This is a genomic window from Flavobacterium album, assembly GCF_003096035.1.
Classification (GTDB): domain Bacteria; phylum Bacteroidota; class Bacteroidia; order Flavobacteriales; family Flavobacteriaceae; genus Flavobacterium; species Flavobacterium album.
This window is the reverse complement of sequence record NZ_CP029186.1, coordinates 1,750,699-1,770,156: the sequence shown is the minus strand read 5'-3', so window position 1 is coordinate 1,770,156 and position 19,458 is coordinate 1,750,699. Positions and strand designations below refer to the sequence as shown.

Sequence of the window (19,458 nt, the reverse complement as noted above, 5' to 3'; positions counted from 1 at the left end):
GTCAGGTAGACTTTTTATCGTTTATGGTTACCAATATACTGTTGCTGCCGCGTATCGAGATCCCGCCCGATGTAACATTCACACCCGGGGTTTTACGCAATATCTCCCATGCATTGTCGGAAGAAAGAATGGAATTTCCCACGTCAAATTCCAAGCGGTCTATCTTGCGGTTGACTATAGGCCTTTTGGAATTGATCACAACGGCGCCGAGCTGCGTTGCGGTTTCTTTCAGCACAATGTTGGGCAATACTGTGTTTCCTGTCAATGATATGGACGTGAAATAATCGGCATAGCCAATGGTGCTTATTTTCAGGACATAATTTCCGTGAGCCAAGCCTTTAAACTCAAAGCGCCCGGCCTCATCCGTAAACGTGGCTTTATAAGCTGTGGAGTCCGGCACTGTAAGCACAACGGCATCGGCAAATGCCAAAGGTTTGTTTGAAGGATCGAATACTTTACCCGAAAGCCCCGCTGATTGGGCGGAGCATAAAATCGGGAAAACTAACGCAAATAAAATTTTGATGATTGATGATGAACTCATGGATGAATGATTGATTTGGTGCAAATCTCTGAAAACACACTGGATGGGGAGGTTAATGCTGGGTTAACGGAGGGTTAATGAGGGTTGTGTGTTTGGGGTTTGGGATTTGGGGTTTGGGGTTGTGGGTTGAGCTTCAACACACCCCTAACCCCTCTCAAGAGGGGAACACTCTGATGTGCTTACCCGAACCCCAAAAGCGGTACTGCGTCGGCATGAGTGTAGCTGTTCCCCTCTTGAGAGGGGCCAGGGGTGTGTCATTATTAAATAGCTTCCTATTCTAACTTTTCTAATTGAACGGTTTTGTTATTTAGTATTTGTCTTTTGGAATTTCAACCTTTCGGTTAATGCTCGGTTAACAGCCTATTGTTTTTAGCAGTGAAATAATTAAAAACCATAGTTTTGCATTTATGAAGCGAAAGATCTATTTCCTTATTGCAGGATGCGTTATTACCGTCGCGGCCCTCGCGCCGATACAGGGGTATTTCATTTACAATACCTACAAGCTTTATGCGAAGGAAGCCAATGCGAAGATCACACAGGAATTGCTGAGGCTGGAGACTACAGGCGAGCTGGATACCATTAATCATAAATGGATGCGCAAAACCAAGCAGTTCATGAGCGACTATACGGAAGGCAAAGTAACGCGCGCCGATTACCCGAGGATTATGAAAGGAATGTCTGATTCGCTGTCGGGAGAGATACAGCAGTGCATCGCGAAAGATTCCGCCCTGGACAACTACAATGTTACTTATACTAATTATGTCACCTCAGCACTTGTATGCAAAGACACCACCAAGCCTGCGGATACTATTTTCACTGGAAAAATGCTTCTTTACGGCACCAATACGCAAAATGTAGTGGAAAGTAAGGCCTCGCAGTCTACGTGGCGTGATGCTACAAAGCGGTTGGGCATCGGCGCGCCCGAAAGCGCCTTTGAAGTGGTAACTACCCGCTATTACAGCATTGCCAATTGGGAAAAGCAGGTTTTTGCACGGATGTCGGGACTGCTTATATTCTCGGTACTGCTGCTTGTTTTTGTAGTAGCGCTCTTTTATCTTTCGATAAAGAATCTCATCACGCAGAAGAAGATAGCCGACATCAAGACCGACTTCATCAACAACATTACGCACGAATTCCAGACCCCGCTCGGGGCGCTTGACATTGCCGTGAAAACGCTCCAAAGAAAAGACAACATGCTTACCGAGGAGCAGTTTGGGAATTCCATTGCTATCATCGAAAGGCAGAACAGGCGCATGCAGAAGTTATTTGCACAGGTTACGGAAGCATCGCTCACAACGGGAATAGAAACCGGCCAGGCACAACCGATAAGCTGCGAGGAAGTGCAGGATATGATAAGCGACTTTGCGCTTTCGCATCCCGAAATAACTATTGAGTGCGAAATGAATGCTACTGCTATTTATATGGATAAGTTCCATTTGGGGACAATATTTGCGAATCTGCTTGACAATGCAGTGAAGTATGGCGCCGATACGATAAAGATCGCGTTGTCTGAAACGGATAAGGAAACTATAATAACCGTGTCGGATAATGGCATGGGTATCGCCGAAAAAGAGCACAAACTGATTTTTGACAAATTCTACCGCGTAGAGAAAGGAAATATCCATACGGCAAAAGGACTTGGCCTTGGGTTGTATTACGTAAAGCAGATCATCAATGCCTATAAGGGTATTATCAGGATCGAAAGCGATAAGGGCAGGGGATCATCATTCACCATTTCAATTCCGCAGGCATGAAGCATATCCTTTTAGCCGAAGACGATTTTGATTATGCCAGCATTTTACGGCAGTACCTTGAAATTTCAGGATTTAAAGTGACGTGGGCCAAAGACGGTGCCGAGGCATTGACATTGTATCCTGAAACGAAACCCGATATTTGTGTGTTTGATGTGATGATGCCAAAGATGGACGGCTTTACCCTTGCCGAAAGCATCATTGCCGCCTACCCTGAAACGCCTGTGATATTCCTGACCGCAAAAGGCATGAAGGAAGACAAGATAAAAGGCCTGAAGCTGGGTGCCGACGATTATGTGGTAAAGCCATTTGAAGCCGATGAGCTAGTACTGCGTATTACGAATATTTTAAAGAGGAGCCGGCGTTCATCCCCAGTAGCAGTCAATGAAAAAAGCGGGACAAAAATGGCTATCGGCAGCTATATATTTGACAGTTCCAACTATTCACTTACCCACTCGACCATAACGCACCGGCTTACCGAGCGCGAGGCACACCTGATCCAATACCTTTTCGAAAACCGGAACAGGATGCTGAAGCGCGAGGACATATTACTGGAAGTTTGGGGCAGTGATGATTTCTTTTCCGGCCGCAGCATGGATGTGTTCATCAGCAGGCTGCGAAAGTATTTTAGTGAGGATGCTTCTATATCTATTACGGGGTATCGCGGGTTGGGATTGGAGTTTATGGTTCGATAGATTGTTAGATTGTTGGATTATTAGATTATTAGATTATTAGATTTTTGGACTGTATCAATTATCACCATCTAAATCTTGCAGTCTAAAAATCCAACAATCTAATAATCTCCCCTAAACCATCTGCCCGCTAAACTTCTCCCGATACATTTTCGGTGTCATGCCTACATTCTTTTTGAATAGGGAACGGAAGGTCTTCAGGTCGTTATAGCCTGATTCAAGCATCACTTCTAGTATGCTGTGGCGCGATTGTTCCAACATTTGCTTAGCGGCCTCAATGCGGGTTTTCTGAAGGTATTCTATTGGGGTGATACCGGTGACCTGCTTGAAGCGGCGCACGAGGTTGCGGCGGCTGGCGGGCAAATCAGTGATGAGCTCTTCTATGGTATTGGCAGTGCTGAATTTCTTTTTTATTTCCTCCTGCGCCTGTTTTACAAGCTCATCGCCATGGTCTTCTGCCGGAGTGAACGTCCCGAAGTACGTCTGCCGGTTGCGATCCAGGTCGATGGAAAAAACCTTCGCTGCCCTTACCGCCATTTTGCGGCTGCAATACACTTCGAGCAGCAGCATCAGCAGGTGGAAGGTATTTGTCGCGCCCCCGCTGGTGTAAATGCGGTCTTTTTCGGTTACAACAGCTTCAGCCTGTAGCTGAACCAGGGGGAACAATTTCGCGAAGGCGGCTTCGGCATTGATATGGGTGGTCGCAGGCCTGTTATCCAGCAATCCCGTTGCGGCAAGCACAAAAGCCCCGGTACAGAAACTGGCTATTGCGGCACCTTCCTTATACTGGTTTTGCAGCCACGGCACCCAGCCCATATTGGCACGGAGCGACTCCCCTATCCCGTCATGGTTGAACGATGGGATAAGCAGCAGGTCGTATTTAGCGCCTTCCGTTGCCTGTACTGCCCTGTGCCCGGGAAAGGAAATGCTGTCGTGCTCCGGCAAATGGAGCAGGTCGATGGCAAATAGCGGTTGCTGCCCGTCTTCCTGATAAAAACGGTTGGCAGTTTCAAATACGTCGAGCAATGCTGCTACACTCAGCAGGCGGTGGTCTTTCGTCAATAGTATTCCTAATTTCATGGCGCAAATGTTGGATAACAAATATACTTGTTTTTGTCTTAAACACCCCCTAACGATGACTTTTTAGCACAGCATCGGTACAGAATACTTACAATACATTTGTAAAAGACATTCAGGACAAAAGCATCCTTAGCCAAAATGTTAAATAATTATGGAAACAACAGCAACCAAAGACAGCCGGTTATCCTCTTTTTTACTGCTATTCGACTGGCAGACCGATTTCTTCCTGCGCGCCCTTGACGGCATTTCTGATACTGATGCACAAAACAGGCTTGGCACTAAAGCCAACCATGTGGCATGGCTTGCGGGCAGCCTTACAGAGCAGCGCTTCGAACTGGCCAACACCTTACGGGGGAACAATACCAACAGCAGGCAAACGATCTTTTCGAAAATAATAAAGGGATACAGGACGGTGTTGAATATCCTTCTTTGGAACAATTTAAAGCCGACTGGAACAGGATTACTCCTATTGCGAGGGAAGCTTTTATCAATGCGACAGCAGAACAACTTGATACTAAGATCGCAATACCCGGAATGGAAATGACACGTTTTGAGCTTATCTCCTTTATTATTTACCGCGAAGCCAACTGTATAGGGCAGATAGCATTATGGCGCAGGCTGTTGGGATATGATGCCATGAAATACATGTAGGAATAATGGTGTGTAGGTTGTAAAAAATTTCGATATATTTACTATACAAACCATAAACAATTACTTATGAAACGATTATTAGGCCCCGAACCGTTAAACAAAAACCTTGCAGCTTTACTATTAAGATCCCTTTCAGGCGGACTAATGATCATGCACGGATTGCCAAAGATGCAAAACTACGATCAGTATGTTACCGACTTTAACCCTATTGGCCTGGGCAACGATGTTTCGCTTTCGCTTGCAATATTCGGAGAGCTTATATGCGGCATCTTTATACTGCTGGGCTTTCTTACCCGTTTGTCGGTTATTCCGATGCTTATTACTATGGTTGTCGCTTTCTTTGTAGTTCATGCCGCTGATGAGTTCATGGTAAAAGAGCTTTCCTTCGTGTACATGATTTTGGCTGTAGTGCTGTTCTTTCTTGGTAGTGGAAAGTACTCAGTGGACGCAATACTGTTCCGCAAAAAAGAGCATGCAGGCTATTAATATTTAAAACATTCAAAACAGGACAGTTGAATTTTTGGCGGGGATGCCAAAGGATAAGTGTGGCTAAAATTGAAGATCGTAACGAACCATAAAACTAAGAACCATGAAAATTTTAAAAAAGATACTGATTGTTATCCTGATACTTGTTGCGCTTTCTTTCGTAATCGCGCTCTTTGTAAAAAATGAAGTTACGGTGGAGCGTGAGGTGGTTATCAACAAGCCCCGCGCGGAAGTATTTGAATACGTCAGGCATATTAAAAACCAGGACAGCTTCAGCGTATGGAATATGGCCGACCCGGACAAGAAAAAATCATTCACCGGGACAGACGGCACGAAAGGTTTTGTATATACCTGGGAAGGCAATGACCAGGTGGGAGCAGGGGACCAGGAGATAACCGGCATTACCGAAGGCAGCCGCGTGGACATGGCGCTCCGCTTCCGAAGGCCTATGGAAGATGAAGGGACAGCTTATATGACTACTGATGATGCAGGAGAGGGAAGTACAAAAGTAAAATGGGGAACGACCTTTATAAACAGCTACCCGAAAAACTTTATGAACCTTTTTATGGACAGCATGCTGGGCGGCGATATGGAGAAAAGCCTTGGCAACCTTAAGCAAAACCTTGAAACCAAATAAGCGATGAATACGATCCTGATCATTATTGCTGTCATTTTTGTGCTCCCTCTGGTGATAGCGCTTTTTATTCCGAAGAATTACAGTGTGGAAAATGAAATCATTATCAACAGGCCCAAGCAGGAAGTTTTTGATTATATAAAAATGATCAAAAATCAGGACCAATACAGCAAGTGGGTAATGAGGGATCCCGACATGAAGCGCACTTTTACAGGGACCGATGGGACTGTAGGTTTTATTTATGCATGGAACGGGAACAAACAAGCCGGGGAAGGTGAGCAGGAAATAACCGGCGTTACCGAAGGGGAGCTTATAACTGCAGAGATCCGTTTTGTGAGGCCGTTCAAAGCCATATCGCACACCTATGTGGTTACCGAAGCCATGAGCGAACACAGTACCAAAGTCATTTGGGGGCTTACAGGCAAAAGCAATTACCCGCTAAACCTGATGACCGCCATGATGAAAGGCGCATTGGCTAAAGACATAGGCACCAGCCTGGTCAACCTGAAAAATATCCTTGAGAACAAGCGATAATATCGTTGTCACTTCGAGCGCAGTCGAGAAGCAAACTTTCGGAAATGACGTATTTCGGCTGCGCTCAATATGACATTTTCAAAATTTTCATTAAGCGATATTATTTATACAAACAAGCAAACTAAAATATTTTAATCATGAAATTTATCAATCCGTACCTGAATTTTAACGGGAACACTGAAGAAGTATTCAATTTTTACAAATCTGTTTTTGGAGGTGAATTCGCCATGGTGATGCGTTTTCGCGACACACAAGGCTGCGAGGATATGCCTGAAGAGGAGAAAGACGGCATCATGCATATTGCGCTCCCTGTGGGCAGCAGCGTGATCATGGGTACCGATGTGCCGAAGTCGATGCCGCAGGTAACAACAGGCAGCAGTGTATCTCTTTGCATCCACATGGACAGCCGTGAAGAGTCTGACCGCGTGTACAAGGGGCTTTCCGAAGGCGGTGAAGCTACTATGCCGATGGCTGATATGTTCTGGGGCGATTACTACGGCATGCTTACCGATAAGTTCGGTATCCAGTGGATGATCAGCTTTAGTACGCAGGATTATAGTAAAATGTAACTTCAGTTGAAAGTCGCAGCTTTCAGTTTGAGTGCAGATTAAAATGATATAGTGTTTTAAACCACCCCGCCCTTCGGGCACCCCTCAAGAGGGGAAAAGCTACACTCATGTCGACCATTGGGGATTGGGGAATGAAAACTGAGACTGCCAATTAATAAATAATCATCAATCAAAAAGTACAGTTATGCATAACGAAATCATCAGCCAGCTCGAAGCAGCATTAGGCAACACTATTACTTTGCTTGAATCTTTCACAGAAATAGAACTCAACACCGTTCCGTTTGAAGGCAGGTGGACTGCAGGGCAGGTGGGCCGCCATATTTTTAAGGTAATAAATGGGATGGATCAGCTGCTATACACCCCTACCGAACGGGTAGACAGGGATCCGGAAGAAAGGGCGGCAGGCATCAGGGATTTGTTCCTTGACTTCAGCACCAAAATGAAATCGCCAGATTTTATTATCCCCGAAGATAAGCAGTACGACAAACAAGAGCTTATAAAATCATTACAGGAAGCCAATGCTAAAATGACTAAGGCCGCAAAAAATTCCGACCTTACCCAGCTTGCGCCATTACCGGAAGGAAATCCTTTGGTTGGTAACAGCAAACTCGAAATAGTGCATTTTGTAACGTACCATACCATCAGGCATAACCACCAAATCGAAAAAATTAGTGTGGCGGTTTAGTTTTAAGTTTCGGGTTTTGAGTTCCGGGTTCTGGGTTGCCACTCTTGCCCTGGTAGCAACTCACAACTCTGAAACCCTAAACTATTCCCCGTAATTGATCATCTTTTTCACCATTCCGTATAATTCGGGTAGTTTTTGTTCGAATTCGCGAGGAGTCTCAAAAAAGTATTCGAGTACAACTGCCATAAATTCGAAGTTGTTGGTATAGGCATAAGCCCTGAAATAATTGGCCGCAAGCAGGTCTTGCCTGTTGCCGGGGTCATCAAGGTATTCACGGACTTTATTAAATATATCCCTGTAAATAATTCCTGAAGCACCCGGCCTTCGCATACCCACAGAATCAACATGAAGCACATGGGCAAACTCATGCAGCCCCAGGTTAAGGTTGTCGGTCGCAAATTCCATACCTTCCGCAAAATCCTTCCACGAGAAAACCACTACGCCTGCCGCAGGGTTGAATTCGCCTTTATGCCAGTTGCCGTTTTGCGATTCGAATATATCAGGATATACCACAATGGCCCGAAAAACGCGCGTAAGGTATTTGCGCATCCCAAAGGTGAGCATTACCCACGTAGCGGCGATCTTTAGTTGCATCTCATCAGTAACCTGCAGGCCTTCCCTGCCTAAAAAACGGTACCGCTTAATAAAGCGGTTCACACGATGGCGAAAAAACCGTTTCCGCTTTTTGGATAAGTTCCTGTAAAAGCTGAAATTATCTTCCAATATTTTACGGCTGTCGGCGGATAATTCTTTCGGAAAAACATAAAAATGGACATAGAGCGGCCTGTTGAAAACGATCATCCATGCCGATTCGATAATGTATGTAAAAATGAAATAGATGCATCCCGCGAATAGGCAGATAATCCAAAGGTAAAATAAGGCATCGGCGAGTAGCTCCATGGGAAGGGCGGATAGTTTGCTGCAAAGTAAGGAAATGGTTTGACATAAAAAAGAGGCGTATTGAACACGCCTCTTTTACTGTATGAAAATGCATTAATGCCTCTCCTGCAATTATTTCTTATGCGACAAGATCCCCTGTTTCAGTACCTGGCCGAATTCGTACATATCTTCAAACGAGCAGTACAATGGTACCGGTGCAAGGCGAATTACGTTCGGCTCGCGCCAATCGGTTATTACGCCGTTCTTCATCAGGTATTCAAAAAGGTTCCTTCCCTCCCCATGCAGGAATACCGATAGCTGGCACGCCCTTTCGGCAGGATTGGAAGGCGTTATGATCTCGAAAGTACTGTCAACCTCCTTGTCGATTTCATGAAGGATGAATTCGAGGTAAGAAGTAATATGGTCCCTCTTCTTGATAAGGGCATCCATACCTACTTCATCGAACATTTCTACCGAAGCTAAGTACGGCGCCAATGACAATACCGGAAGGTTACTCACCTGCCATCCGTTGGCGCCACGAACCGGGTCGAAATTCGGTTCCATTAAAAAGCGGCGCTCCTTGTTGTGGCCCCACCATCCGGCAAAGCGCGGCAGGTCGAGGTCGTTGTGGTGCATTTCGTGCACAAAGGCACCCGAGGCATTGCCCGGGCCTGAGTTCATATATTTGTAGCTGCACCAGGCTGCGAAGTCAACATTCCACTCGTGTAGTTCCAGCCTGATGTTACCCGCGGCGTGCGCAAGGTCCCACCCCACATAAGCGCCGGCATCCTGGCCTGCTTTCGTAATGGTCTTCATATCGAACACCTGGCCGGTATAGTAGTTTACGCCGCCAATGAGTACGAGGGCAAGCTCATCGCCTACTTCTTTTATCTTATCGAGTATGTCTTCCAGCCTGATGTTGTGCTCGCCTTCCCTCCTTTTGATCTCTACAATGGCATCTTCAGGCTCAAGGCCGTGGAAGCGCACCTGGCTTTTTATCATGTACTGGTCGCTGGGGAATGCTTTCTCCTCGCAGATGATCTTGAAGCGCTTTGCCGTGGGCTGGTAAAACGTGACCATCAGCAGGTGCAGGTTTACGGTAAGCGTGTTCATTACGGTCACTTCCGAAGGCAGTGCGCCAACAATGCGTGACAATGGTGCCGCAAAACGCTCATGGTAATCCCACCATGGCTTGTCGGCATAAAAGTGGCCTTCTACAGCCAGTTTAGCCCAGTCGTCCATCACCTCATCCACATAGGCTTTAGTGCGTTTTGGCTGCAGCCCCAGCGAGTTGCCCGTAAAATAGATTACCTGTTTGCCATTTACATGCGGAAAAAGGAACTCTTCCCTGTATTTGGCGAGCTTGTCGGCAACATCAAGCCCTTGTGCGAATTCGCGTGTATTCTGAAATTCCATGTGTTGTTTGTTTGTGAGGTAAAAATATGACTAAAATCATTTTAGCACAACTTAAAATGTTTTATAATTCAGTAGTTTTATTGCAAATTTTAAAACGCAGATCAATTTCCTCTGCAAAGCAATAATATACTCTATCCTATGAACAAAACATTTTACATATTTATCCTGTTCCTTTTTTCAGCATCGGCATTTGCACAGAAAGTAACCGAAAAAGAGCTTATCGGCACATGGAACCTTACAGCCTTTGAAACTAATGGTATGACCATAAATTATAAAACCTATGATATTATCCTTTCTCCGGAAATGAAAAAGAAATACGGCGATAAGGCTGAGGCATTCCAAAAAAAGGGATCCGATGAATTGAAGAAAAACAAACCCAAGGCACAGGAATTGTTCTTTGAAGACGGAACGAAAGTATTTTTTCGAAAAGAAGGTGAGGAACCGTTATCATGGCATTACCTATTATTCGAAAAAGAAGGTGTACAATACCTAAAAATGAATGGAGGAGACTTTAAAATTACAAGGGATGGCAAAGCAATTGTGCTTGCAGGTAAAGAAAACAACGGAAATCAAATAACGATGACTTATGAGAAAGCAACTTAAAAAAAATAAAGCAGCCCGAAAGCTGCTTTAGTATATATTGGGCTGACTAATTACAGTATCAGCATAGCATCGCCATACGTGTAAAAACGGTAGCCTTCCTTGATCGCTTCGTCATAAGCGGCGCGCATGAGGTCATGGCCCATAAAGGCAGAGATCATCATGAGCAGTGTTGATTTTGGCGTATGGAAATTAGTGATCATACAGTCGGCCACGCTGAAATCGTACGGCGGGAAAATGAACTTGTTGGTCCATCCCACATACGGGTTAAGCGTTTTGGCTGATGATACCGAGCTTTCCATGGCACGCATGGTAGTGGTGCCCACAGCACATACTTTTTTCCTGGACAGCTTTGCCTTGTTCACGATATCGCAGGCTTCCTGCCTTATGATAAGCTCCTCGGAGTCCATTTTATGTTTCGAAAGGTCTTCCACCTCAACCGGGTTGAACGTGCCAAGCCCTACGTGAAGCGTTATCTCTGCAAAATCTATCCCTTTTATCTCCAGCCTTTTCAGCAGGTGTTTCGAGAAGTGAAGCCCGGCAGTCGGCGCTGCAACAGCTCCTTCTTCCTTGGCATATATGGTTTGGTATCTCTCGGCATCTTCGGGCACTACTTCGCGGTTTATGTATTTCGGTATCGGGGTTTCGCCCAGCTCGGTAAGCTTGTTGCGGAATTCCTCATACGACCCGTCGTAAAGAAAACGAAGGGTACGCCCACGCGATGTGGTATTGTCTATCACCTCTGCCACAAGCGAATCATCGTCACCGAAATACAGCTTGTTGCCGATACGTATTTTCCTTGCAGGGTCAACAAGAACATCCCAAAGGCGCTGCTCAGAATTCAGTTCCCTCAAAAGGAATACTTCTATCCTCGCCCCGGTTTTTTCCTTGTTGCCATAAAGGCGTGCCGGGAAAACCTTGGTGTTGTTAAGCACCATTACATCTCCTTCTTCAAAATAATCCAGTACGTCCTTAAACAGCTTGTGTTCGATCTTTTTTGTTTTCCTGTCAATTACCATAAGGCGTGCTTCGTCCCTGTTTTCCGCAGGATATTCGGCAAGTAGTTCTTTTGGCAGGTTGAAATTGAAGTTTGATAATTTCATGTATGTAGCTTTCTATACTATCAGGCGTGCCTTCATTGGCGTGCCCGGCATCTTTTAATTGCGTGCAAATATACTATCGCGGAATAGGCGTTGTCAAGTGTTTTGCGATTTATTTATAATATCCTTTTAAAATCAAAGGTTTATAACTGCGTAATTTCAAAGCCAAGCGTCTTTAAATCGTCCCAAAAAGTGGGATAGGATTTTGATACCACACCTGCATCTTTTATAATGATACCTGTTTTTATAGCTAATGGTGCGAAAGCGAGGGCCATGCGGTGGTCGTTGTAGGTTTGGACCTCACCCCCGGCTCCTCTCGAAAGGAGAGGGGAGTGAGCTTCACTCATGCCGGATAAGTCCTCTCCCCGACCCTCTCCAAAAGAGAGGGAGCCAGGACGTAATACGCTTACCGAAAAAAGGTTGTTGGGTTCAAGGATTAAGCTGTCTTCGGTTATTTTTACTTCCGCGCCTAGTTTTTCGAGTTCGGTCTTGAGGGCAGAAAGGCGGTCGGTCTCTTTTATTTTGAGGGTATGCAGGCCTGTAAGGTGACAGCCGATGCCCAGGCCAAAACAGGTTACCGCGATGGTTTGGGCGATATCCGGAGTGTTATTTAGTTGTCGGTTAATAGTTGTCGGTTGACGGTTTTCCTTTCTTAACGTAATAGTGTCGCCGTCAAATTTTGTTGAAACTCCAAGAGCATCATAAATTTCAACTAAAGCGCTATCACCCTGGAGGCTGTCTCTTTTGAAAAACGATAGTTTTATTGATGTGCCTTCTTCTGATAATGCTGTGATGGAATAAAAGTAAGAAGCGGAACTCCAGTCGCTTTCAACTGTCAAAAAGTTCCGGGTTTCGGGTTTTGGGTTTTGGGTTGCTTGTGAGACCGTAATTTTATTATCCTGAAAATTTGTTTCAATCCCAATTTCATTCAGTAATGAAAGTGTCATTTCGATATACGGACGGGAGGTGATAGTACCTTCAAGCGTTAGTTCGAGGCCGTTTTCGAGTTTGCCTGCAATGAGGAGCAGCGCGGTAATGTACTGGCTGCTGACATCAGCTTTGATAGTGACTTTACTGCTTGTGAGTTTTCTCCCTGATATCTTTAATGGCGGGAAACCTTCATTCTCCAGATATTCTATTTGTGCGCCGAGGTTGCGCAGGGCGTTTACCAAAACAGCTATAGGGCGCTCGCGCATACGCTGCGATCCCGTAAGTACTACTTCCCTGCCTTCCTGAATGGAAAAATAGGCCGTAAGAAAACGCATGGCCGTACCTGCATGGTGAATGTCTATTACATCATCAGTACCGTCAAGGGCCTTTAGCATTACCTCACTGTCATCAGAACCGGAGCTGTTCCCTATTTCAAATCCGGGAAAAAGCGCCTGTAGCAAAAGCAGCCGGTTGGTGATGCTTTTGCTGCCGGTAATGGCAATTTCAGCATTCCGGATACCTGATGGCAGATGCAGCTTCAGGTCCATTACTTCAGCTTCTCGTTATTATGGTGACGGTCGTGGTCACGTTTGGATTTGAGGTCCATCTTTTTATCGAAAGCCTCCTGAAGGTTCACACCGGTCTGGTTGGCCAGGCAAAGCACTACAAAAACCACATCGGCAAGCTCTTCGCCCAAGTCTTTGTTTTTATCGCTTTCCTTCTCGCTCTGTTCCCCATAGCGGCGTGCAATAATGCGCGCTACTTCGCCCACTTCTTCGGTCAGCTGTGCCATGTTAGTCAGCTCATTAAAATAACGGACACCGTGCTCTTTTATCCAGTTGTCTACATCAAGTTGTGCGTTCTGTATGTTCATTGTTATGCCTTTTTAAGTACTATCTTTTCGTTTTGCTTGTCGGTCATTTTTTGGAAAAAGTCCCTCAATGTCGGGTAGTAATCCTGCGAAATACTGGCAAAATTGATATCGAGTACTATCCCTATCTGTATCACATTCCCTTTAGCAGCAATGTTGTATTTAAATGTACCGATATTCTCTTCCATTGACAAGGCTATCGATTTCGGGAGCGATTCCACTGTATATCCCTCAGGTATCGTAATATTGATCAGGTATTTGTCCTGGTACGGAAAGGCAAAATCTACCGGGTACTCGCGGGTCTCTTTCTTAAAAGGAGTCTGATTTTCAGTAAAAAACAGCAATGGGCTGATATATATTTTGTCACCGATCAAATCGCTGATCGCGCCATGCGCAAAGGAATATTCCTCAACTACGGGTTTTGTAGCATCCTTTTCGTTCTCCACATTGTACCCGCTTATCTCTATCCCGGGATGGCGCTTTTCAATTTGCGCCGAATAGCTTTCTGTAGTTGTCCCTGCATACTTTTCCCTAAAAATATAGGCATTGTAGTCATTGTGCTGCACCCTCGCCTTGCCCGATATATTGCCGTCTGCCGTCACAGCAGCCGATATATTCACAATATCCCTGGAATTCATTTTTGGCGTAAGCTCTATTTCGAGGCTGGTACCGTCTTTACGTATCATCCTGCCTACCCAGTTCAGCGCCCTTAAAGGAATAATATTGGAGGTGGTATTTTTGCTTGTGGCATCGAGCAAAATAATATCCTTGCCGTTCTCCACCGCAGTGATTACATAGTTATAAGCTGCCCTGTTGGGGAACATCGCAACGCCGTTCGACCGTGTGCTTACGAGAACCGGGTTTGCCGTAATGCCTGCCTCGCGGAGCATTGCCGTAAGCATCAGGTTGATCTCGGCTGCATTGCCTACTTTATCTTCATAGGCTTTCTTTACTCCTTTTTCGCAGTAATAGTTTGCCTCACCATTCCAGTTCATGCGCTTTTTCACATAGTTGAAGATGGCATTTATCTTATCTGCCTGTGTTGCAGCCCCCGCTATTAAAAGAGGAAGATCTTCTTTAAAATAAGATGTATAACCGAGTTCACGCCCAAAATCCTGATCGTCGTATATCCGCTTTGTAACAGAGGCCCAATCGGTGGCATAGTCTTCCTTGCCCGACGGAAAGCTAGTCGATGCAAGTTCATGCATCAGGATCGAGGTGTAATTTCTTATGTTGTTCACATAGTCTTCATCCCTGATCGCTTTTACGTCCTTTGCGGTAAAGGTCACCACTGCCTCATTGAACCTGCCGCCGCTGCCTAACCTCACCTTAGTTTCCGACTGCTCCGGCTTTAGGTACCCTGAAAGGAAACGGTTGTAGGTAAAATATTGCGGTATCGCTATTTCATAAGAAACATAATTGGCAGGAATGTCATACTGAAAATACCAGTCCCTAAAAACCGTAAAATAAGGTGTTATGATCGTGTATTTATACTCGATGACACTGCCCTCCTTAACGTTGGGCATGGTTATGGTCTTCTGGCTGTAATTCTCCTCTACTTTGTCCTTAAACTCGCCATCGCCCTTTAGCTTCGTCTTTTCGATCTTGCCATCAACAAGGTTGTAGGTATATGCATCCGAATAATAGACCTTCAATGCTTTTCCTCCTGTGTAATAAGTAAGCTTATCGGTGGCATAATCATATCCTTCTTTCTTGTATATCTTGATGCGGCACTCCACTTCGGTGACCATAGACCAGTAGCCGTCCATATCCAGCATAAAATAGGTACGGCCCTTCTTATACAAAATGGCGGCGGGTGCTGCCGTATCGGCCGGATGGAACTTCTGCTGGAGTTCCGCCCGGCTCACTTTACCTAATTTAAATTCCTGGCCGTTCGCCAAAAAACAGGCAAGCAACAGCAGTACAAATTGCATTTTCTTCATTTATGCCAAAATTATGCTTTTTTAAGCACAATCTTTTCATTTTGTTTGTCGATCATTTTCTGGAAAAAATCCTTAATAGTCGCATAGTAATCCTGTGAAATAATGGCCTGGTTGATATCTATCATCACGCCTATTTGTATCTGGTTATTATTAACCCCTATATTGTATTTAAAGCTGCCTATTCCATCTTCCATTGCCATATTTACCGGCGTCGGAGAAGATTCTACTACATACCCTTCAGGCACCATAATATTTATCATGTATTTGTCCTGGTGCGGATATACAAAATCTATAGGGTATTCCCTTTTTTCCTGCCTGAAGGGGTTTTCTGTCTCTGTGAAGAAAAGCATCGGGTTGATGTACATCTTACCGCCAATAATGTCGCAGATATTATTGTGGGTAAAATCATATTCTTCTACTACAGGCTTGTTAAGGCTCTTGTCGTCGGTTATGTTGTACGACTGTATTTCGATGCCTTTATACCGCTTTTCAAGCTTTTCCATGCAGCTTTCCTTGCTTACACCTCCAAAGTTTTCCCTGAAGGCATAGGCATTATGGTCAAAATACTGATCCCTTGCTTTTCCTTTTATCTTCCCCTCGGCATCCAACTGCACCGATATATTGACAACTTCACGGGCGTTGGTTTTTGGTGTTAGTTCTATCGACTCCGAGGTACCGTCTTTTCGTATCAGCCTTCCCGTCCAGTTAATTGCCCTTGGCGGGATGATGTTGGGCATCGCCGATTTTGAAGTCGCATCCAGCAGCAATATTTTCCCGTCTATTTCAACGGCTGTGATAACATAATTAAAAGCCGTCCTGTTAGGATAAAGCGCTATTTTATTCGAGCGTGTGCTCACCAGTACCGGATTGGCATTAAGGCCTGCATAACGCAGCATAGCCGTTAGCATCAGGTTGATCTCAGCCACATTGCCCACCTTATCGTTATAAGCCTTTTTTACACCCGAATTGCAGGAATACCCTACATACTCGTTCCAGTTCATCCTTCCCTTTACATAAAAAAATATGGCCATTACCTTTTCTGCCGGAGACGATACCCCCGCCAGCAAAGCATCGATATCTTTATCAAAATAGCCGGTTCTCTCAAGCTCGGGGCCAAAATCGTCATATTTATAAATGGTCTTTACCACATCTTCCCAGTTGGTGGAATAAGATTTTATCTGGGTGTTTGGATATTTAACTATAGTAAGCTCGTGTTCTATAGAGGCTGTATAGTTAAGCACGTTATTAACGAAGCTTTCCTCTTTCATGGCAGGAAGCCTGTCCAGAACATATGAAACGCGCTGTTCCTGGTATTCTATTTTATCTGTGCTGAAAGTAGTCTTGGTCACATAATTGCCTGTCCTTTCTTTTGATGTAATACTAATCGATTTTGTGGCGGTAGTCTTTGCCACTTTCGGTACATAAAAGCCCCTGAAATTAGTGTTGTACATAAAGTACTCAGGTATCATGGTAACGTACTCTGAGTGGTTTACCGGAATAGTTTCCTGAAAAGTCCAGGCCGGGAAAGTCTCAATAAACGGCGACCTTACGGTATATTTATATTCTACAATGCTGCCTTCTTTTACATCGGCGAGCACTATTTTTTTCTGCCTCCAGAACTTGTTTACCTGCTCGTCAAATTCGCCCTCGCTCTTCAGCTTGGTTTTTTTCACAGCCCCGTTTACAAGGTTGTAGGTTGCCGCTTTGGATATATCTACACTTTCTTTATTGTTGTCGTTACTGTAATAGGGTATTACCTTATTGGCCCATTCGTACCCATCCTTGGAATAGATTTTTATTTTCATCTCCACTTCAGTTACCAGGTCAAAACCGCCGTTGTCAGAGTAGGTCATATACGTTTTCCCTTTACTGAACAGGATGGCGGCACCGGCCGACGGATCTGTAGGGTGGCTTTTTTCTTCGAGCTCTGCTTTAGTCACTTCTCCAAGCTCATATTGCTGTGCTTTGGCGGCAAATCCTGTTGCCAGGAATAGTGCGATCAATTGTAATAGTTTCATAAGGTATTTGAGGTTTGTTTTAATCTCAGGCTTTGGTAAATAAGAACTATAATGAAAATTACTGAGTGTTTTTTACCAACACTACTTTCGCATTGTCATTGCGGGCTATTTTTTCGCGGAATAGCCTGTAGTTCTCATACTCTTTGCTGTCATAAGAGCCTTGGTTGATAAGCAGCGAGCGCCTGAAGAGCATCTGGGTTGGACTTACCACTACATATTCGGCGGTATACTCACCGAATTTATCGGTTATAGTTATATTTTCCGGTTTTGCTTCCATGGTAAAGCCTTGTGGCAGGTTTATGGTTATCTCGTCCGTATCATAAAAGCCCCTCGCTATTTCAAATGGGTTTTTCCTGTCGCGGTACCGTTGCGGCACATGCGAATACTGGTTGAAGGCATTTACTGCAAACATCATCCTGTTACCGGTTTTGCTGCAATAGTTCTCGGCCTCAATGGCAATGTCTTCTATAAATTCCTGATTGTCCTTATTATTCTTTAGGTTCGTTTTTTTAAGCTTCAGGTTATTGATGGTACTGAAGCCCGACTTGTATATCTCGTCCAGCTCCTCTTTCGATTTCGACTCGAGTACAAACCTGGTATCGTATTGCGTCCCTTTCGAAGTGATGACCAAACCACCGCTGATAGCACCGGCCTCCGTTATGGCATAGCTGCCTTTAGATACCTGGGTATTTCCTTTACTGTAATATACCGCTGTCCTTACCAGCTCGCTTTTATCGGGCTTTACCAGTAGCACCATTCTGTCATCGGTAAAGTCGCCCTGAAATCCAAAGGGCATCGACTGGCTGGTACATTCCAACCATACCATTTTCCCTTTATCCGGTATGCCCAATATCACGTGGTTACCCTGCATGCTCACAAAATCTTCCCGCATGTCGCGCTTGCTCCTGTCGCCATACACTACCGTATAGTAAGAATCTACTCCTACAGCTTTCAGCAATGCCCTGGTATAGTTGCTCAGCGCTTTGCAGTCGCCATAGCCCAGCCTGTCCACATCTTTAGCGGCCATGGGCTTCCATCCGCCAATGCCCAGCTGTATGCTGATGTAGCGTGTTCTGCCCTGCATATATTCATAAACGATCTTAGCTTTTTTTAGCGGGTCGGTCTCATTGCCTACAAGCGCCTTTATCTTTGCCTGTGTTTCCGGGGTCAGTTCATCGGTTCCGTTAAGCAGGCTGTTGTATATCCAGGACCCCAGCGATCCCCATGTGTCCGCTTCGCCGTCTACGCCTTCGAGATGGAATTTTTTAAGCCCAAAAAGCACATGTGGCCTCAGCTTATCCTGAGAAGGCGAATAATCTTCCGGCTTGGGCGCCGGCAGGTTTTTTACGGTTACAGAATAGGAGTTAGCCGCTTCCTGCTTTTCTGCATTTATGCTTTCGAAATTATATTCCTTGTAGCGGAAACCCAGCTCGGGGTTGCAGGTTATAGTAAACGCCGCTTTTTCCACAGATGCATAAGGCCCTTCGACAGGCGACCAACGCGGGATAAATGCTGTGTTCGATGTTTCGGTCTCACTTGTGTAAACAATAGTAAAAGGATATTGTACAGGCGTATAGTCCAGCGAAATCAGCTTGCTATCGGTTATGATCGAACCTTCCGACACGGCTCTTTCCTTAAAGTCTTTTTTCTTAATTTTTTTTACCTGCTGCCCAAAAGCGTTGTATATCACTGCTTCTATGGAATTGATATCGGTAGATTTATCATAATATTCCGACGCATCGATATAGCCAAGCCCGTTATCATTCAGGATGGTAACAATCCGTGTTTTTTTCACTTTCATCGACTTGCGGGAGGAGATAGTAATATCGGTCTGGTCCAGCCTTATCACGGCATTGGCATTTTCCGTAAGCGCTGCAGGGATAGCGGCTACCGTGAGATTTTCCTGCGCACCGGCATTTAGTTGAAGCAGAAGCAACAACACCACGGAAATTCTTAAAATCATGTTAAATCTATTTTTGCCAAAAATAGTTCAATTTGTTAAATATCAAAATTTTATTTGGGTGCGCTATTCATTATTTAACAACGGATGCGAAAAATACTTATCCGGCTTACAACTT

General features: G+C 44.9%; 19 protein-coding genes. 9 read left to right on the top strand and 10 right to left on the bottom strand.

What is annotated here, in order from left to right:
- Position 1: 1 nt before the first annotated feature.
- On the bottom strand, positions 2-541 hold the full coding sequence (locus tag HYN59_RS07790; protein WP_108777738.1) for a carboxypeptidase-like regulatory domain-containing protein: 540 nt from the start codon (positions 539-541) through the stop codon (positions 2-4).
- 407 nt (positions 542-948) lie between these two features.
- Between HYN59_RS07790 and HYN59_RS07785 the strand changes: the two genes are divergently transcribed.
- On the top strand, positions 949-2,295 hold the full coding sequence (locus tag HYN59_RS07785; protein WP_108777737.1) for a sensor histidine kinase: 1,347 nt from the start codon (positions 949-951) through the stop codon (positions 2,293-2,295).
- Positions 2,292-2,987, top strand: a complete 696-nt coding sequence (locus HYN59_RS07780; protein WP_108777736.1) for a response regulator transcription factor — start codon at positions 2,292-2,294, stop codon at positions 2,985-2,987. The genes HYN59_RS07785 and HYN59_RS07780 overlap by 4 nt, the downstream gene beginning before the upstream one ends.
- A 111-nt stretch (positions 2,988-3,098) precedes the next feature.
- On the opposite strand, the gene HYN59_RS07775 is transcribed toward HYN59_RS07780, so the two are convergent.
- Complete coding sequence (locus tag HYN59_RS07775; protein ID WP_108777735.1) at positions 3,099-4,064, bottom strand: GlxA family transcriptional regulator; 966 nt, start codon at positions 4,062-4,064, stop codon at positions 3,099-3,101.
- Between the two features lie 151 nt (positions 4,065-4,215).
- Here HYN59_RS07775 and HYN59_RS07770 point away from each other — a divergent pair, with 151 nt between their 5' ends.
- The 6 genes from HYN59_RS07770 (at position 4,216) to HYN59_RS07745 (ending at position 7,623) form a co-directional block, all read left to right on the top strand.
- Positions 4,216-4,608, top strand: a complete 393-nt coding sequence (locus HYN59_RS07770) for a hypothetical protein (protein WP_219928800.1) — start codon at positions 4,216-4,218, stop codon at positions 4,606-4,608.
- Between the two features lie 173 nt (positions 4,609-4,781).
- Positions 4,782-5,201 (top strand): DoxX family protein, encoded by a 420-nt coding sequence (locus HYN59_RS07765; RefSeq protein WP_108777734.1) that lies wholly within the window; start codon positions 4,782-4,784, stop codon positions 5,199-5,201.
- A 103-nt stretch (positions 5,202-5,304) separates the two neighbouring features.
- Positions 5,305-5,838, top strand: coding sequence for an SRPBCC family protein (locus HYN59_RS07760; protein ID WP_108777733.1), 534 nt, complete (start codon positions 5,305-5,307; stop codon positions 5,836-5,838).
- A 3-nt stretch (positions 5,839-5,841) separates the two neighbouring features.
- Complete coding sequence (locus HYN59_RS07755; protein WP_108777732.1) at positions 5,842-6,369, top strand: SRPBCC family protein; 528 nt, start codon at positions 5,842-5,844, stop codon at positions 6,367-6,369.
- A gap of 137 nt (positions 6,370-6,506) precedes the next feature.
- On the top strand, positions 6,507-6,938 hold the full coding sequence (locus HYN59_RS07750) for a VOC family protein (RefSeq protein WP_108777731.1): 432 nt from the start codon (positions 6,507-6,509) through the stop codon (positions 6,936-6,938).
- Between the two features lie 184 nt (positions 6,939-7,122).
- A complete protein-coding gene (locus tag HYN59_RS07745; RefSeq protein WP_108777730.1) occupies positions 7,123-7,623 on the top strand; it encodes a DinB family protein in 501 nt (166 codons plus the stop codon).
- 81 nt (positions 7,624-7,704) lie between these two features.
- Here the strand turns inward: HYN59_RS07745 and HYN59_RS07740 are convergent, their stop codons facing one another.
- Positions 7,705-8,523 carry a zinc-dependent peptidase gene (locus tag HYN59_RS07740; RefSeq protein ID WP_108777729.1) on the bottom strand — a complete coding sequence of 273 codons (819 nt, stop codon included), beginning with the start codon at positions 8,521-8,523 and terminating at the stop codon, positions 7,705-7,707.
- A 111-nt stretch (positions 8,524-8,634) separates the two neighbouring features.
- A complete protein-coding gene (gene kynU / locus HYN59_RS07735) occupies positions 8,635-9,918 on the bottom strand; it encodes a kynureninase (protein WP_108777728.1) in 1,284 nt (427 codons plus the stop codon).
- Positions 9,919-10,056: 138 nt separating this feature from the next.
- Between kynU and HYN59_RS07730 the strand changes: the two genes are divergently transcribed.
- Positions 10,057-10,521 (top strand): hypothetical protein, encoded by a 465-nt coding sequence (locus HYN59_RS07730; RefSeq protein WP_108777727.1) that lies wholly within the window; start codon positions 10,057-10,059, stop codon positions 10,519-10,521.
- A 50-nt stretch (positions 10,522-10,571) separates the two neighbouring features.
- Here HYN59_RS07730 and queA read toward each other — a convergent pair whose 3' ends face one another.
- The 6 genes from queA to HYN59_RS07700 form a co-directional block, all read right to left on the bottom strand.
- On the bottom strand, positions 10,572-11,621 hold the full coding sequence (queA, locus tag HYN59_RS07725; protein ID WP_108777726.1) for a tRNA preQ1(34) S-adenosylmethionine ribosyltransferase-isomerase QueA: 1,050 nt from the start codon (positions 11,619-11,621) through the stop codon (positions 10,572-10,574).
- Between the two features lie 140 nt (positions 11,622-11,761).
- The gene (locus tag HYN59_RS07720; RefSeq protein ID WP_108777725.1) at positions 11,762-13,096 is read right to left on the bottom strand and encodes a 3-phosphoshikimate 1-carboxyvinyltransferase; all 1,335 of its coding nucleotides are present in this window, start codon (positions 13,094-13,096) and stop codon (positions 11,762-11,764) included.
- A complete protein-coding gene (locus tag HYN59_RS07715) occupies positions 13,096-13,422 on the bottom strand; it encodes a nucleotide pyrophosphohydrolase (protein ID WP_108777724.1) in 327 nt (108 codons plus the stop codon). Before HYN59_RS07715 ends, HYN59_RS07720 begins: the two co-directional genes overlap by 1 nt.
- A 2-nt stretch (positions 13,423-13,424) precedes the next feature.
- A complete protein-coding gene (locus tag HYN59_RS07710) occupies positions 13,425-15,362 on the bottom strand; it encodes a transglutaminase family protein (RefSeq protein ID WP_108777723.1) in 1,938 nt (645 codons plus the stop codon).
- Positions 15,363-15,373: 11 nt separating this feature from the next.
- Positions 15,374-17,380 carry a DUF3857 domain-containing protein gene (locus HYN59_RS07705; RefSeq protein ID WP_108777722.1) on the bottom strand — a complete coding sequence of 669 codons (2,007 nt, stop codon included), beginning with the start codon at positions 17,378-17,380 and terminating at the stop codon, positions 15,374-15,376.
- Positions 17,381-17,438: 58 nt separating this feature from the next.
- On the bottom strand, positions 17,439-19,343 hold the full coding sequence (locus HYN59_RS07700) for a DUF3857 domain-containing protein (protein WP_108777721.1): 1,905 nt from the start codon (positions 19,341-19,343) through the stop codon (positions 17,439-17,441).
- Positions 19,344-19,458: the final 115 nt, after the last annotated feature.

What these genes read in the sequence shown, in the direction of transcription:
- HYN59_RS07790 (WP_108777738.1), bottom strand. Translation starts at nt 541, where the DNA reads ATGAGTTCATCATCAATCATCAAAATTTTATTTGCGTTAGTTTTCCCG.
- HYN59_RS07785 (WP_108777737.1), top strand. Translation starts at nt 949, where the DNA reads ATGAAGCGAAAGATCTATTTCCTTATTGCAGGATGCGTTATTACCGTC.
- HYN59_RS07780 (WP_108777736.1), top strand. Translation starts at nt 2,292, where the DNA reads ATGAAGCATATCCTTTTAGCCGAAGACGATTTTGATTATGCCAGCATT.
- HYN59_RS07775 (WP_108777735.1), bottom strand. Translation starts at nt 4,064, where the DNA reads ATGAAATTAGGAATACTATTGACGAAAGACCACCGCCTGCTGAGTGTA.
- HYN59_RS07770 (WP_219928800.1), top strand. Translation starts at nt 4,216, where the DNA reads ATGGAAACAACAGCAACCAAAGACAGCCGGTTATCCTCTTTTTTACTG.
- HYN59_RS07765 (WP_108777734.1), top strand. Translation starts at nt 4,782, where the DNA reads ATGAAACGATTATTAGGCCCCGAACCGTTAAACAAAAACCTTGCAGCT.
- HYN59_RS07760 (WP_108777733.1), top strand. Translation starts at nt 5,305, where the DNA reads ATGAAAATTTTAAAAAAGATACTGATTGTTATCCTGATACTTGTTGCG.
- HYN59_RS07755 (WP_108777732.1), top strand. Translation starts at nt 5,842, where the DNA reads ATGAATACGATCCTGATCATTATTGCTGTCATTTTTGTGCTCCCTCTG.
- HYN59_RS07750 (WP_108777731.1), top strand. Translation starts at nt 6,507, where the DNA reads ATGAAATTTATCAATCCGTACCTGAATTTTAACGGGAACACTGAAGAA.
- HYN59_RS07745 (WP_108777730.1), top strand. Translation starts at nt 7,123, where the DNA reads ATGCATAACGAAATCATCAGCCAGCTCGAAGCAGCATTAGGCAACACT.
- HYN59_RS07740 (WP_108777729.1), bottom strand. Translation starts at nt 8,523, where the DNA reads ATGGAGCTACTCGCCGATGCCTTATTTTACCTTTGGATTATCTGCCTA.
- kynU (WP_108777728.1), bottom strand. Translation starts at nt 9,918, where the DNA reads ATGGAATTTCAGAATACACGCGAATTCGCACAAGGGCTTGATGTTGCC.
- HYN59_RS07730 (WP_108777727.1), top strand. Translation starts at nt 10,057, where the DNA reads ATGAACAAAACATTTTACATATTTATCCTGTTCCTTTTTTCAGCATCG.
- queA (WP_108777726.1), bottom strand. Translation starts at nt 11,621, where the DNA reads ATGAAATTATCAAACTTCAATTTCAACCTGCCAAAAGAACTACTTGCC.
- HYN59_RS07720 (WP_108777725.1), bottom strand. Translation starts at nt 13,096, where the DNA reads ATGGACCTGAAGCTGCATCTGCCATCAGGTATCCGGAATGCTGAAATT.
- HYN59_RS07715 (WP_108777724.1), bottom strand. Translation starts at nt 13,422, where the DNA reads ATGAACATACAGAACGCACAACTTGATGTAGACAACTGGATAAAAGAG.
- HYN59_RS07710 (WP_108777723.1), bottom strand. Translation starts at nt 15,362, where the DNA reads ATGAAGAAAATGCAATTTGTACTGCTGTTGCTTGCCTGTTTTTTGGCG.
- HYN59_RS07705 (WP_108777722.1), bottom strand. Translation starts at nt 17,380, where the DNA reads ATGAAACTATTACAATTGATCGCACTATTCCTGGCAACAGGATTTGCC.
- HYN59_RS07700 (WP_108777721.1), bottom strand. Translation starts at nt 19,343, where the DNA reads ATGATTTTAAGAATTTCCGTGGTGTTGTTGCTTCTGCTTCAACTAAAT.